This is a genomic window from Citrobacter sp. Marseille-Q6884 (assembly GCF_945906775.1).
Lineage (GTDB): Bacteria > Pseudomonadota > Gammaproteobacteria > Enterobacterales > Enterobacteriaceae > Citrobacter.
Window position 1 is genome coordinate 2405841 of the sequence record NZ_CAMDRE010000001.1, and the last position, 13658, is coordinate 2419498.

The 13658-nt window shown below is 53.7% G+C and carries 14 protein-coding genes; 7 read left to right on the plus strand and 7 right to left on the minus strand.

Annotation, left to right across the window (positions count from 1 at the left end; all coding sequences use genetic code 11):
- Positions 1-10 precede the first annotated feature (10 nt).
- From N7268_RS11325 to tesA, 3 genes are read right to left on the minus strand one after another with little or no spacing between them, the layout of a single operon-like run.
- Positions 11-865, minus strand: a complete 855-nt coding sequence (locus N7268_RS11325; RefSeq protein ID WP_260862968.1) for a co-chaperone YbbN — start codon at positions 863-865, stop codon at positions 11-13.
- 58 nt (positions 866-923) lie between these two features.
- Entirely contained in the window at positions 924-1694 is a 771-nt protein-coding gene (locus tag N7268_RS11330; protein ID WP_260862969.1) for an SDR family oxidoreductase, read from the minus strand.
- 28 nt (positions 1695-1722) lie between these two features.
- A complete protein-coding gene (gene tesA, locus N7268_RS11335; RefSeq protein WP_198905059.1) occupies positions 1723-2346 on the minus strand; it encodes a multifunctional acyl-CoA thioesterase I/protease I/lysophospholipase L1 in 624 nt (207 codons plus the stop codon).
- On the opposite strand from tesA, the gene ybbA reads away from it, so the two are divergent.
- Entirely contained in the window at positions 2317-3003 is a 687-nt protein-coding gene (ybbA, locus tag N7268_RS11340) for a putative ABC transporter ATP-binding protein YbbA (RefSeq protein WP_198905058.1), read from the plus strand. The two genes, tesA and ybbA, sit on opposite strands and share 30 nt — an antisense overlap.
- Complete coding sequence (ybbP, locus tag N7268_RS11345; protein ID WP_260862970.1) at positions 3000-5414, plus strand: putative ABC transporter permease subunit YbbP; 2415 nt, start codon at positions 3000-3002, stop codon at positions 5412-5414. Before ybbA ends, ybbP begins: the two co-directional genes overlap by 4 nt.
- Positions 5415-5486: 72 nt before the next feature.
- On the opposite strand, the gene N7268_RS11350 is transcribed toward ybbP, so the two are convergent.
- Positions 5487-5972: a hypothetical protein gene (locus tag N7268_RS11350; protein ID WP_260862971.1), complete on the minus strand. Its 486-nt coding sequence runs from the start codon at positions 5970-5972 to the stop codon at positions 5487-5489.
- 288 nt (positions 5973-6260) lie between these two features.
- On the opposite strand from N7268_RS11350, the gene N7268_RS11355 reads away from it, so the two are divergent.
- From N7268_RS11355 to N7268_RS11370, 4 genes are all read left to right on the plus strand, one after another.
- Positions 6261-7394: a porin gene (locus N7268_RS11355; protein WP_260862972.1), complete on the plus strand. Its 1134-nt coding sequence runs from the start codon at positions 6261-6263 to the stop codon at positions 7392-7394.
- Positions 7395-7643: 249 nt separating this feature from the next.
- Positions 7644-8474, plus strand: coding sequence for a MetQ/NlpA family ABC transporter substrate-binding protein (locus tag N7268_RS11360; RefSeq protein WP_260862973.1), 831 nt, complete (start codon positions 7644-7646; stop codon positions 8472-8474).
- A 62-nt stretch (positions 8475-8536) separates the two neighbouring features.
- Complete coding sequence (gene sfbB, locus N7268_RS11365) at positions 8537-9553, plus strand: virulence-associated ABC transporter ATP-binding protein SfbB (protein WP_260862974.1); 1017 nt, start codon at positions 8537-8539, stop codon at positions 9551-9553.
- Positions 9546-10205, plus strand: a complete 660-nt coding sequence (locus N7268_RS11370; protein ID WP_198905053.1) for a methionine ABC transporter permease — start codon at positions 9546-9548, stop codon at positions 10203-10205. Before sfbB ends, N7268_RS11370 begins: the two co-directional genes overlap by 8 nt.
- Positions 10206-10223: 18 nt before the next feature.
- On the opposite strand, the gene mnmH is transcribed toward N7268_RS11370, so the two are convergent.
- The 3 genes from mnmH to purE all read right to left on the minus strand — a co-directional run bounded on the left by mnmH (position 10224) and on the right by purE (position 12980).
- Positions 10224-11309: a tRNA 2-selenouridine(34) synthase MnmH gene (gene mnmH, locus N7268_RS11375; RefSeq protein ID WP_260862975.1), complete on the minus strand. Its 1086-nt coding sequence runs from the start codon at positions 11307-11309 to the stop codon at positions 10224-10226.
- 97 nt (positions 11310-11406) lie between these two features.
- On the minus strand, positions 11407-12474 hold the full coding sequence (gene purK, locus N7268_RS11380) for a 5-(carboxyamino)imidazole ribonucleotide synthase (RefSeq protein ID WP_260862976.1): 1068 nt from the start codon (positions 12472-12474) through the stop codon (positions 11407-11409).
- The gene (gene purE, locus N7268_RS11385) at positions 12471-12980 is read right to left on the minus strand and encodes a 5-(carboxyamino)imidazole ribonucleotide mutase (protein ID WP_198905050.1); all 510 of its coding nucleotides are present in this window, start codon (positions 12978-12980) and stop codon (positions 12471-12473) included. The genes purK and purE overlap by 4 nt, the downstream gene beginning before the upstream one ends.
- A 345-nt stretch (positions 12981-13325) precedes the next feature.
- On the opposite strand from purE, the gene N7268_RS11390 reads away from it, so the two are divergent.
- A complete protein-coding gene (locus tag N7268_RS11390) occupies positions 13326-13649 on the plus strand; it encodes an antibiotic biosynthesis monooxygenase family protein (RefSeq protein WP_260862977.1) in 324 nt (107 codons plus the stop codon).
- Positions 13650-13658 lie beyond the last annotated feature (9 nt).

Here is a 13658-nt window from a genome sequence, read left to right on the forward strand (position 1 = left end):
GGTGACGGGATTAGTACAACAACGCGTACAGCTGGCGGCGGTATTTGGACGCCAGCGCATCGCCAGTTCCCAGGGCGGCGAGGATCTCCTGGAAGGTTTTACGCGCCTGACCATCGGCGGCAGCGAGATCTTTTCTCAGGTGACTGAACAGCAGTTCCAGCGCTTCTTCGTTACGCCCTACCTGGTGCAACTGCAGCGCCAACTGTGTTGCCAGCGCCGCATCCTGCGGGTTGCTCACAACCTGTTGTTGTAACAGCTGAATTTCTGGGGTATCTGCAGCCTGCTTCAGCAATTCAATCTGCGCGACCAGACCCTGATAGCGGGTGTCCTGATCCTGCAGCGGAATGGTTTTCAGCACGGCTTCGGCATCTTCAGAACGGTTTAATGCGATTTGCGTTTCTGCCAGTAGCAGGCCAATTTCACTGCTCTGGTTGGAGATTTGCCAGGCTTCTTTCAGCAGCGGCAGCGCGTCAGCATGATTACCTGCTTCGATGAACTCGATGGCCTGGCGTGCTTTCAGCTCTTCTTCACTCGGTAGCACTTTCTCAAGCAGTGCGCGAATCACCTCTTCCGGCTGCGGGCCCTGGAATCCATCAACCGGCTGGCCGTTCTGGAACAGGTACACTGTTGGGATAGCGCGCAGACCAAACTGGGAGGCGATCATCTGCTCGGCGTCGCAATCCAGTTTGGCGAGGATAAACTGACCGTTGTACTGTGCGGCAAGGCTTTCCAGCACTGGCGTCAGTTGCAGACAATGTTGGCTGCGTTCAGACCAGAAATAGAACAGGACCGGTGTGGTCATGGACATTTCAAGGGTCTGCTGCAGGTTCGATTCGTTAATGTTAATAATATTCTGTGCGGACATGGAGTTACTCTCTTTTGTCGATTTCTTGTTACATGGGGGCTGACGCGCGAGCTTCAACTCAGCCCTGTAAAATTTTGTCCATTACGCGACCTGGCAACAGGCGTTTCAGCAGCATAACCGCCCAGGTCACCAGGGTGACGGGGTAGCGCAGTTTCGGTTTATCGCTCTCAAAAGCATGACGCACTTTGGCGACGACAGCCTCCGGGTCCAACGTAAAACGTGCGGCAATACCGGGATTTTCAACGGGAGCGTCACTTTGCGTCTGGTTTACGTTTTCTGTAAAACGGGTTCGGATGGGGCCGGGTTCAATCAGGCTGACTTTAATCCCACTGTGGCGCAATTCCATACGCAGGGCATCGGACCACGCTTCCAGCGCATATTTGCTGGCGGCGTATGCGCCGCGTCCTGGCGTGGAGATTAATCCCATCACTGAAGAGGTCATCACAATGCGCCCTTCGCCGTGGGGTAACATGGCGGGTAGCAGGCGCATAGTGAGCTGATGTGCGCCAAAAAAGTTGGCGGAAAACTGTTGTTCCATTTGTTCGCGGCTGATAGTGGTCAGCGGGCCATACACACCGAATCCGGCGTTATTAAAGATCCCATACAAACGATTATCGGTCAGGGCGATCACCGCATCGGCAGCACGATCCACACTTTCTGGTGAATCCAGATCCAGCAACACGCCGGTGAATCCCATGCCATTCATACGTGCGACATCGTCGGGTTTGCGGCAACCTGCCAGAATCTGAAATCCCTGGCGCTTGAGCTCAAGCGCGCTTTCCAGACCGATACCGCTGGAACATCCTGTAATTAAGACCGATTTTTGCATAACTTTACCTGTCAGGATCTCCGTTAATTTACGAGTCGTGATTTACTAAAGGGGTCAATTGCTTCGCCATCCAGTCGGCAATAAACGGCTGGGCGTCACGGTTAGGGTGAATACCATCATCCTGCATCCACTGAGGTTTCAGATAGACCTCTTCCATAAAAAAGGGCAGCAGAGGAATATCAAACTCGCTGGCGAGCTTTGGATAAATAGCGCTAAAGGTTTCATTATAACGACGACCGTAGTTTGCCGGCAGACGAATTTGCATCAGCAAAGGCTCGGCGTTCGCCGCCTTCACATCCTGCAAAATTTTACGCAGGGTCTGCTCGGTCTGCTGAGGTTGAAACCCACGCAGGCCGTCGTTGCCGCCCAGTTCGACCAGTACCCAGCGAGGCTGGTGCTGTTTCAGTAATGCAGGCAGTCGGGCCAGACCCTGCTGCGAGGTGTCGCCGCTAATGCTGGCGTTCACGACGGATGTTTTAGTTTGCCATTTATCATGGAGCAGTGCTGGCCAGGCTGCGCTGGCTGACATACGGTATCCGGCACTCAGGCTGTCACCCAGAATTAATAACGTGTCCGCTGCGGCGGCGCGGAACGTTAACAGGACCAGGAACAGGAAGGGCAAATGCCAGCGGAAAACATTGTTGAAGTTCATCGTCTTAAGAAATCCGTCGGTCAGGGTGATCACGAGCTATCCATCCTTACCGGAGTTGAACTGGTTGTCAAACGCGCTGAGACCATTGCGCTGATTGGTGAATCGGGCTCGGGAAAATCGACACTGCTGGCGATCCTCGCCGGGCTGGATGATGGTTCCAGCGGTGAGGTCACTCTGGTGGGGCAGGCGTTGCACGCCATGGATGAAGAGGCCCGGGCGCAGCTGCGGGCGAAGCATGTTGGTTTTGTCTTCCAGTCGTTTATGTTAATTCCGACCCTGAACGCGCTGGAGAACGTCGAGCTGCCTGCGCTGTTACGGGGTGAAACCAGCGGAGCCAGCAAAGCGGGTGCGAAAGCCTTACTGGAACAGCTAGGATTGGGCAAACGCCTTGACCATCTTCCGGCTCAGCTCTCGGGGGGAGAACAACAGCGGGTGGCGCTGGCGCGTGCTTTTAACGGGCGTCCTGATGTGCTGTTCGCCGATGAACCGACAGGCAACCTTGACCGGCAGACCGGCGATAAAATTGCCGATCTGCTGTTTTCTCTGAACCGTGAGCATGGCACGACCCTGATTCTGGTGACGCACGACCCACAGTTGGCGGCGCGTTGTGACCGACGTTTACGTCTGGTGAACGGGCAGTTGCAGGAGGAGGCATGATAGCACGCTGGTTCTGGCGCGAATGGCGCTCGCCTTCATTACTGATTGTCTGGCTGGCGCTGAGCCTGGCAGTGGCCTGCGTGCTGGCGCTGGGCAATATCAGTGACCGAATGGAAAAAGGTCTGAGCCAGCAAAGCCGCGAGTTTATGGCAGGGGATCGGGCGCTGCAAAGTTCACGTGTGGTGCCAAAAGCGTGGATTGATGAGGCGCGCCAGCGTGGCCTGAAAGTGGGCGAACAGCTGACGTTCGCCACCATGACCTTTGCTGCTGATACGCCGCAACTGGCGAATGTCAAAGCCGTCGATAACGTGTACCCGATGTACGGGACGCTGCAAACCGCCCCTCCGGGACTGAAACCTCAGCCTGGCTCTGTGCTGCTGGCTCCACGCCTGATGGCGCTACTGAATTTAAAAATCGGTGATTCCATTGATGTGGGTGACGCTACGCTGCGTATCGTCGGAGAAGTGATCCAGGAACCGGATTCCGGCTTTAACCCATTTCAGATAGCGCCGCGTCTGATGATGAACATGGCGGATGTGGAAAAAACGGGCGCGGTTCAGCCAGGAAGTCGCGTGACATGGCGTTATAAATTTGGGGGAACGCCGCAACAACTGGACGGTTACGAGCGATGGCTTCTGCCACAGTTAAAACCTGAGCAGCGCTGGTATGGGCTGGAACAGGATGAAGGCGCGCTGGGGAAATCGCTCGAACGTTCGCAACAGTTCCTCCTGCTGTCGGCGCTGTTAACGCTGCTGCTGGCTGTCGCCGCCGTGGCCGTGGCGATGAGCCATTATTGCCGCAGTCGCTACGATCTGGTGGCGATTCTGAAAACGCTCGGCGCGGGCAGGGCGCAGCTACGCAAGCTGATTGTTGGGCAGTGGTTGATGGTGCTGGTATTGTCAGGTTTAACCGGTGGTGCATGCGGGCTGCTGTTTGAACGTGCGCTGGTGGTGTTGCTTAAACCTGTTTTACCGGGTGAATTGCCACCGGCAAGTCTATGGCCATGGATATGGGCGTTAGGCACCATGACCGTTATTTCCCTGCTGGTGGGATTACGTCCTTATCGTCTTCTCCTTGCCACGCAGCCGCTGCGGGTACTGCGCCGTGACGTGGTGGCAAACGTCTGGCCGCTGAAAATCTATCTTCCGCTGGTTTCTGTTGTCGTCGTTGCGCTTCTGGCAGGATTAATGGGCGGCAGTATGCTGCTGTGGGCGGTCCTGGCCGGTGCGGTGGTGCTGGCGCTGCTGTGCGGTGTGCTGGGCTGGATGCTGCTGAACGCGCTGCGCGGCATGACGTTAACCTCGCTACCGCTACGTTTAGCGGTCAGCCGACTGTTACGCCAGCCATGGTCAACGCTGAGCCAGCTCTCGGCCTTTTCGCTCTCCTTTATGCTGCTTGCGTTGTTGCTGGTGTTGCGCGGCGACCTGCTCGACCGCTGGCAACAGCAAATGCCGCCGGAAAGCCCGAACTACTTTCTGATCAATATCGCCACCGAGCAGGTTGTACCGCTAAAGGCGTTCCTGTCTGAACATCAGGTGATCCCTGAGTCGTTCTACCCCATTGTGCGGGCGCGGCTGACGGCCATCAATGATAAAGCGACCGAAGGCAATCAGGATGAGGCGCTCAATCGGGAATTAAACCTGACCTGGCAGAATACCCGACCGGATCATAACCTGATTACGGCCGGAAGCTGGCCGCCAAAAGCGGGCGAAGTGTCGATGGAAGAAGGGCTGGCAAAACGGCTCAACGTGAAGCTCGGCGATCGCGTAACGTTTATGGGGGACACCCAGGATTTTAGTGCCACGGTCAGCAGTTTGCGCAAAGTGGACTGGGAAAGCCTGCGGCCTAATTTCTTCTTTATCTTCCCTTCAGGCGCGCTGGACGGTCAGCCGCAAAGCTGGCTGACCAGCTTCCGTTGGGAGAAGGGTAACGGCATGCTGACGCAGCTTAATCGTGAGTTCCCGACCATCAGCTTGCTGGATATCGGGGCGATCCTCAAGCAGGTCGGCCAGGTTCTGCAGCAGGTCAGTCGGGCGCTGGAGGTGATGGTCGTGCTGGTCACCGCCTGCGGCATGTTGCTGCTGCTGGCGCAGGTTCAGGTCGGGATGCGCCAGCGGCACCAGGAACTGGTGGTCTGGCGTACACTCGGAGCCGGTAAGAAATTATTGCGCACCACGCTGTGGTGTGAGTTTGCCATGCTGGGTATGGTCTCGGGGCTGGTGGCGGCGATTGGCGCGGAAACGGCACTGGCCGTTCTGCAAACTCGCGTCTTCGACTTCCCCTGGGAGCCTGACTGGCGGCTGTGGGTGGTATTGCCGTTTTGTGGCGCGATCTTATTGGTGTTGTGCGGAAATGTCGCCATAGGGACGCTACTCAAAAAAAGCATCCTACGGCGCTTTCAGGAAAGTTAAGGGACAGGCATGGTGTGTTAACACGCCATGCCTGAAAATCAGTCTTTTGGGTCATCGTAATTAAAGGTGTTCTTACTGCAATCGACGATCGGGATCGTCTGTCTGAATGCCTTTCAGAAAATTGATTTCATTTTGCTGGTTGCGTGCATGGAGCTTGTTACTATCATAGATATTTGATTCGTTTTTATTTAAAACTCTTAAGATATCTTTTTCTGCTACGGATAGACTTTGGTCTAGTTTATCTAATTGCTTTAATTTGTTAGGGTTGTGCTTGTAATTTGATTCAGTAATTGTCGTTTTTAATTTCTGTGTTTTGTCACGAGCACTGCTGAGATCTTTGAGGAGATTGGTGAATTGACTCGTGTTAGTTATAATTGTTTTTATTTTGCCATGTAAGTGAGAATACACTTTATCGTTAGCACTGTTGATGACGTTTGAAAGTTCTGACTTCAGTGTTTTAATATCTGACTGATGAACCCGGTTTTCTTCTTTTTTGGCAATGTTCTGAGCCGTTGCGTGTTGTATATTAAAATCGTTGTTTCTTGCGGTGATTTTCATTTTAATCTTTCCTTTTTCTAAAACTATATAATTTATTAAAAAACAGCTAGCAACGTAATAAATGGTTTTTTATATTCGAGCGGGTATTTCAATGAAATACATAACCTGTTCTTCTGCGCCCCGTTTTATGAGTATCTGCATCCATGTGCCGTAAGGATGCGCGGTATTAAAATGCAGTGACAACGAGTTAACCGCACAAATCAATAAAAAACCGCCAACACAAAAGGGTTAATAAAAGTTAATATTTACATGCTGAATAATTGGCATGCTATCTATCAAGGAAAGGCTATGACTATAAAAAAAACAGCGCTGGCGGTATCGATCGGCGCAGCAGTGGCATTAACGACGTTCGCCTCCCAGGCGGAGATCACGGTCCTGAAACAAGATCCGCAGGCGGGTGATCCGCTCAGCCGTCTGAACTTCACCGTCGGTGGGAGTATCCGCCCACAGTTCCAGAATATGGCGGGTGACGATGGCAAGAATGGCTACAAGCGTAATGGGTTTGACGGCGGCACCCGTTTCCGCTTTGCCGCTGACTACTACCTGTTTGATGACATCAGTTGGGTGAGCTACTACGAGCTGGGCGTTAACTTCCCGGCCATGTTCAACTGGGATAATCACTACGCGGACGGTGCCAACGATACGACGCGTCGTATGCTGTACACCGGTCTGAAAAGTGCGACCTGGGGTACGCTGACTTTCGGTCAACAGAACAGTATTTACTATGATGTGGTTGGCGCGAAAACGGATATCTGGGACTACGACATGATCGGTCAGGCGCCAGGTAACGGGATTAATGGTGACTATGACGGTTCATACCGTACGCGTAAATCACTGAAATATAAGAAAGCGGTTGGCGATGTGGATCTCTACGCCTCTTATCTGTTCAGCGATGATTACAACCCGAACAACGGTCTGCGCTACAAGCGTAAAGGCGGCGGCTCGCTGGGTGTGGATTACCACATTACCGATGACTTAACCTGGGGTACGGCGTGGAACTACACCCGTGCAGAAATGCGCGGTAACAGTAGCAAAACCTACGATCAAAACATTGTGGGTACCGCGCTGAGCTGGAAACCGGATAACTGGACTTTCGCGCTGGGCGGCGGCTGGTATCAAAACTTCATGACCACCAAAAAAGTGTCGGTTAACGACTACTTTGCCGGTGATGCCTGGGGTCTGGAATACTTTGCTGGTTACACCTTCCCGGTCGGTCAGTATGCACTGAAATCTGTTCAGCCTTACTTTATGGGCGATCGTATTGAATACGTGAATGGTCGTAACTATCTGCGTACCGACAACGGTGTGGGTATCAGCTTCCAGCTGGACTACGGTTTCCGTGTGGATTACGAACACGTCTTCACCTCCAGCACCGACAACCTGGGCGATATGAACCTGGTGCGTCTGCGTTACGACTTCTAAGTCAGTCATCCTCTTCCTGAGCCGGACAACCAGTCCGGCTTTTTCATTTTTTTGCTATCTATTGCCGCAATCTGCATAAACCCCTGTCTCGCGCATTCAACGAAATATCTCGCAACATCATGAAATAATTTCAAGGACAGCAGGCTGTGATCTGTGTCATGTTAAGAATCAGCCTGTTAAGCGGGCCAACAAGAACAACGCCGCATGAACGGCGTGAGAGACACATCACAACGTTAAAATGGAGAGATTATGGGACTGCGTCAGAGTTTACGCATCGCGGGCGGGGCACTGTTGTTAGCCTGCGGATTACAGTTTGCGCATGCAAACAGCGATCCGCACACCATCGTATTTGGCGTGGCGCCAGGCCCGTATGGCGACATGGTAAAACAGGCTATTGCACCGACGCTGAAAGAGAAAGGCTACAAGGTTGTGGTGCGCGAATTCAGCGACTACGTCCAGCCAAATATGGCGCTTTCCAACGGCAGCATTGATGCGAACCTGTTCCAGCACTCACTCTATTTTGACAAATTTACAGCTGATAAAGGGTTGAAGCTGAGTAAACTGATTGTGGTTCCGACGGCGGGAATGGGCTTTTACTCCCATAAAATCAAAAGCCTCGATGAACTGAAAAAAGGGGATGTCATTACCCTGTCAAACGATCCAACCAACCTGGCGCGTGGTCTGCGATTCCTGCAAGCCATTGATCTTATCACCATCAAAGCCAACATCGATCCGACCAAAGCCTCTGAGCGCGATATCGCCAGCAACCCGAAAGGGCTGGTCTTTAAGCCGCTGGAAGCCGCACAGTTACCGCGTACGCTGGATGGCGTAACCGGCGCACTGGTTAACGGCAACTTCGCCGTTGCGGCAAAACTGGATCTCGCCAGTGCGATTAAACAAGAGCATCTGGATGAGAACCTGAAAAATATCATCGCGGTACGCACTGAAGATGCGGATAAACCGTTCGCCAAAGATATCGTTGAGGCGGTGAAATCGCCGGCCTATCGCGCCGTCATTGACGATCCCAACAATATCTACAGCGCCTTCCAGAAACCGGAATGGATGTCAGCAGCTAACTGATCGCTGCACATAAGGATTCACAGGGCAGCGACGACTGCCCTTTTCGCATTTCTGAGGTGGCTATGATTGAGATTGAGAAGGTTTGCGTGGATTTCACCGCAGGCCGTGGACCATCAACCCGGGCGGTTGATGACGTCAGCCTGCGAATTTCAGCCGGTGAGATATTTGGCATTGTCGGCACCAGTGGCGCGGGAAAAAGTACGCTACTGCGTACCCTGAACGCGCTGACGCGCCCGAGCCAGGGAAGCGTAAAGGTGAATGGCGTTGAAATTTCAGCGCTCGAAGGCACGCATTTACGCAAAGCTCGCCAGCGTATTGGGATGATTTTTCAGCACTTTAACCTGATGCATACCCGCACCGTGGCGCAAAACGTTGCGTTCAGCCTGAAGGCTGCCGGATGGGAGCGCAGCAAAATCGGCCCGCGAGTCACTGAAATTCTCTCGCTGGTCGGGTTATCTGATAAGGCGAACCGTTTTCCGGTACAGCTCAGCGGTGGGCAAAAGCAGCGTGTTGGCATTGCCCGCGCCATCGCCAACCACCCGGATGTGCTGTTGTGCGACGAACCGACGTCGGCGTTGGATCTGGAAACCTCTGCCACCATTCTGGCGTTGCTTAAACAGATCAACCAACAGTTGGGGATCACGATCGTGCTGATCACCCATGAGATGAACGTGATCAAATCCATTTGCGATCGCGTGGCCGTGATGTCGGGCGGAAAGGTGGTGGAAACGGGCGACGTATTTGATGTGTTCGCCCATCCGCAGCATGGTTTCACCCAACAACTGGTTTCGCATACGCTCAATCTGACACTTCCGCAGCGTCTGCGGGAACATTTGCCCGGTCAGTTACTGAAAATCCTGTTTATTGGTGACTCGGCAGAGCAGCCGGTGCTGTCTGAAGTGGCGGTAAAATTTGGTGTCGCGGTGAATATCCTGCACGGAAAAATTGAATATATCGGTGAGCGGGCGCTGGGGATCTTAGTGGTGCAGCTGACTGCGCCGCATCATTCCGCGGCGGTAGATGCGGCCGTGGAACACATTCGTCAACGTACCGCACAGGTGGAGGTGATTCGTGGATGATTTATTGCCGGATTTGACACTGGCGTTCAATGAAACCTTCCAGATGCTGAGTATCTCTACGGTGCTGGCGATTGTTGGCGGTTTGCCGCTGGGTTTTCTGATTTTTGTCACCGACAGACATTTATTCTGGCAGAACCGTTTTGTCTATCTGCTGAGTTCCGTGCTGGTGAATATTATTCGTTCGGTGCCTTTTGTGATCCTGCTGGTGCTGCTGCTGCCATTAACCCAGTTTCTGCTCGGTAACACTATCGGGCCTATTGCCGCGTCGGTCCCGCTTTCGGTGGCGGCGATTGCGTTCTATGCCCGACTGGTGGACAGCGCGTTGCGCGAGGTCGATAAGGGAATTATTGAGGCTGCGGAAGCCTTTGGCGCCAGCCCACTGCGTATTATCTGCACTGTTCTGTTACCGGAAGCCAGCGCAGGCTTGCTGCGTGGACTAACGATAACGCTGGTCAGTCTGATCGGTTATTCGGCCATGGCCGGGATTGTGGGCGGTGGTGGGGTCGGTGACCTGGCTATTCGCTTCGGCTATTACCGTTACGAAACCCAGGTCATGATTGTGACTGTGGTCGCGCTGATTATCCTGGTGCAGGTCGTTCAGGTACTGGGCGACTGGCTGGCGAAACGCGCTGACAAGCGCGATCGGCATTAACGGGAAAAGAGCAGCGTATTACTGCGTCGGCAGCCAGTCAGCCACTTCCTGCCAGGAGCCGCGGAAAACAATTTTCGCGGCTTTTTTTTCCAGTTGATAGCGATACATCGGATCGTAGTATTCGTTAAGCAGTGGCACCAGCCAGCCCATGTGACCATCGGTACTGCCGCTGCGCTGTTGTTCGACCAGCGCAACGTCGAGCAGGGCAGTTAACTCCGCAAAGCGTTGTAAACCGAGACGACGACGGATGGCGAACAGTCCATGGTGCAAATATTCGCTGTATTCTTGCCAGCCCTGGGTTTCTCCATAAACTTGCGTAAAGTCGTGGTGCATACGTACGAAATATTCTTCGCGTAGCCGTTCCAGGCGCAGTTCAAACGGATCTTCCACCACGGCAATGGACGCCAGTGTCATTTGTTCACGCAGGCATTCGGGGAGATGGTTGGCGCCAATCATGCGGCCTTCATCTTCCAGAACCCACAGGCGCAGATCCTGACGACTCGCCGTTTTGAGCATGGCGACAGCCAGCAGGTTTTCGAAACTCGCCTGGCTGAGTTGTGGTTCGACAGTACGACCAAAAGAGGAACCGCGATGATGCGCCAGACCTTCCAGATCTACGCCGTTCGGTTGTTGTTGTACCAGCTGCGTTTTGCCACTGCCGGTACAGCCGCCAATTAAGACGATAGGTTTTTGCACCAGCTCTTCGGTGAGTTGTATCACCGCCTGACGCAGCGCTTTATAACCACCTTTTATCAGCGGGTAGTGAATACCGGATTCATGCAGCCACTGCTGCACAATATGCGAGCGTTGGCCGCCTCGCGCACAGCATAAATACCCTTCAGGGTGCTGACGACAGGCCTCTTGCCAGCTATTCATCCGTTGCTGACGGAGGTCGCCACTGACAAGCTGATGCCCGAGCGCGAGCGCCGCTTTTGGTCCCTGACGTTTGTAACAGGTGCCGACGGCCGCACGTTCGTCGTCGTTCATTAAAGGCAGGTTAATTGCGCCAGGCATGGCGCCTTGTTGAAATTCGACGGGCGCGCGTACATCGATTAAAGGCGTATCGGCGAGCAAAATCGCACGATAGTCCGTTCCATCGTTCATGTTGGATCCTGAAAATACAAAACAGCAATGGCGGGGATTTTACGCGCTGAGAGCAGGAGTGGGGAAGGATAAGATCCCTTCCCCGACATTTTATGTGTTATTTAAGCTTACTTTGTGCCCAGATAATACCGCTGGCGTACTCAGGCGGCAGTAAGGGGATCAATGCTTCCAGCGTTGCGCTCAGGCGCGCGGTATCGCTGTCAGTGAGATTAAGGTGACCGACTTTCCGGCCTTCCCTTACCTCTTTGCCGTACCAGTGCAGATGCACCAGCGGCAGCTTCAGCCAGTCGTAGTTCAGGTCACTGCCGATCAGATTCACCATGACCGAAGGTGAATTCACCACCGGCCCGGGTAAAGGCAGGTTGGTAATGGCGCGCAGGTGCAGCTCAAACTGACTGATGCTGGCGCCGTTTAGCGTCCAGTGTCCGCTGTTGTGTACGCGTGGAGCCAGTTCGTTAATCAGCAGTCCTTCCGGGGTGATGAAACACTCCATCGCCATGACGCCAACATAACCTAGCTCCTGCATGATGGCAGAGAGCATTGACTCTGCCTGCTCCTGCTGTTTGGCATTGGCCTGGGGAAACGCCACGCTGGTGCGCAGGATGCCATCCTGATGCAGGTTATGCGTCAGCGGGTAAAAGACGGTGCTGCCGTCGTGAGCGCGAGCACCAACGAGTGACACTTCACCCGAGAAATTGATGCCCTGTTCAACAATACATTCGCCGTAGCAGTCGTCAGGAAGCTGCGCGGTTTCATGGGCGCGTAAACGCCACTGTCCACGACCGTCGTAGCCGCCGACGCGGCGTTTCACAATCGCCAGTTCGCCAAGTTTGTCGAAAATTGCGGACCATTCACTGGCGTCTGCCAGCAACTGCCACGGGGCCGTCGCCAGACCGAGCTTATCAAACAGCTGCTTTTGCGTCAGTCGGTCAGCAATGATGGGGAACACATCACGGTTAACAAATGCCGGATGGCGCGCCAGTTCGCGGGTGAGGGCAGTTTCCGGCCAGCGCTCAATTTCGGCGGTAATCACGCTTTGCTGAAAAGGAACGGCGGCGGGTTCTGCATCCAGCCCGACGGGCCAGACCGCAATGCCCAACGGCTCACCGGCCTGACGTAGCATGCGTCCTAACTGACCGTTACCGAGTACGCAGACTTGCTTCATGCCGCACCTCGCGGGTCCGGGTTCTCCAGTACCTCATCGGTTTGCGCTTTGCGCCAGTTATTCAGACGCTGGTGTAAGGCTTTGTCGTGTGTTGCCAGAATTTGTGCCGCCAGCAGAGCCGCATTTGCTGCACCTGCTTTACCAATCGCCAGCGTGCCAACCGGAATACCGCGGGGCATCTGCACGATGGAGTAGAGACTATCTACACCGCTCAGGGCTGCGCTTTGCACCGGAACGCCTAAAACAGGTACCAGCGTTTTCGCCGCAATCATACCCGGCAGATGCGCTGCGCCGCCGGCACCGGCAATGATCACCTGATAACCGTTTTCTTCCGCGCTTTCGGCGAAGCTGAACAGTTTATCGGGTGTGCGGTGAGCGGAGACAACTTCAACGTGGTGCGGGACATCCAGGATTTCGAAGATTTCGGCGGCAAACTGCATGGTAGCCCAGTCGCTTTTGGACCCCATCACGATGGCGACACGCGCCGGATTATTGCGGGAAGACATGCGTCTTAAAACTCCTGTGGTGCGGAACACACTGCTTTCGAGGCGAGAGAGAATAGCATGTTATACAGCCAAGGAAAACGGTTGCGCGGCGAAATGTTAACACCTGGCTATAACATCCTGACGTGTTTTTTCGGGGATTTTTCCTGAGCAAAGAGACAGTTACGCTGAGGTATAAGGAATCTGGCAGATTTTGGATTATTGAGACGTTGGGTGTGCCCATTAGACAGGCAAAGTGGGTTTCATCGTTATGCCGGCTCTGCGCAAAGAATCCTTATTTCGCTGTTGAGCGAAGCATCTCACTTACTCTGGTAATAGAGTGGCTGAAATTAACAGGGGAGATACCGAATGATTGCAGTTATTTTTGAAGCAGATACACATCTTCAGGCACAGGAACGATATCTACAGCTCGCTTCAGAGCTGAAACCACTGCTGGCGGAGATCCCAGGGTTTATTTCTATCGAACGATTCCAGAGCATGACTACGCCGGGAAAAATACTGTCACTCTCATGGTGGGAAGATGAGGACGCGGTGCTCAGGTGGAAAAACAACGCGATGCATCATGCTGCGCAACAGGAAGGTAAACAGTCGATTTTTTCATACTACAGAATACGCATTGCCAGCGTGTTGAAGGATTACTCCTCTGAAAAGGAGGAATCGCCACGGGTATAAACAGTTTGC

Coding starts and splice junctions, on each gene's coding strand:
- N7268_RS11325 (WP_260862968.1), bottom strand. CDS start 865: ATGTCCGCACAGAATATTATTAACATTAACGAATCGAACCTGCAGCAG.
- N7268_RS11330 (WP_260862969.1), bottom strand. CDS start 1,694: ATGCAAAAATCGGTCTTAATTACAGGATGTTCCAGCGGTATCGGTCTG.
- ybbA (WP_198905058.1), top strand. CDS start 2,317: ATGCCAGCGGAAAACATTGTTGAAGTTCATCGTCTTAAGAAATCCGTC.
- tesA (WP_198905059.1), bottom strand. CDS start 2,346: ATGAACTTCAACAATGTTTTCCGCTGGCATTTGCCCTTCCTGTTCCTG.
- ybbP (WP_260862970.1), top strand. CDS start 3,000: ATGATAGCACGCTGGTTCTGGCGCGAATGGCGCTCGCCTTCATTACTG.
- N7268_RS11350 (WP_260862971.1), bottom strand. CDS start 5,972: ATGAAAATCACCGCAAGAAACAACGATTTTAATATACAACACGCAACG.
- N7268_RS11355 (WP_260862972.1), top strand. CDS start 6,261: ATGACTATAAAAAAAACAGCGCTGGCGGTATCGATCGGCGCAGCAGTG.
- N7268_RS11360 (WP_260862973.1), top strand. CDS start 7,644: ATGGGACTGCGTCAGAGTTTACGCATCGCGGGCGGGGCACTGTTGTTA.
- sfbB (WP_260862974.1), top strand. CDS start 8,537: ATGATTGAGATTGAGAAGGTTTGCGTGGATTTCACCGCAGGCCGTGGA.
- mnmH (WP_260862975.1), bottom strand. CDS start 11,309: ATGAACGATGGAACGGACTATCGTGCGATTTTGCTCGCCGATACGCCT.
- purK (WP_260862976.1), bottom strand. CDS start 12,474: ATGAAGCAAGTCTGCGTACTCGGTAACGGTCAGTTAGGACGCATGCTA.
- purE (WP_198905050.1), bottom strand. CDS start 12,980: ATGTCTTCCCGCAATAATCCGGCGCGTGTCGCCATCGTGATGGGGTCC.
- N7268_RS11390 (WP_260862977.1), top strand. CDS start 13,326: ATGATTGCAGTTATTTTTGAAGCAGATACACATCTTCAGGCACAGGAA.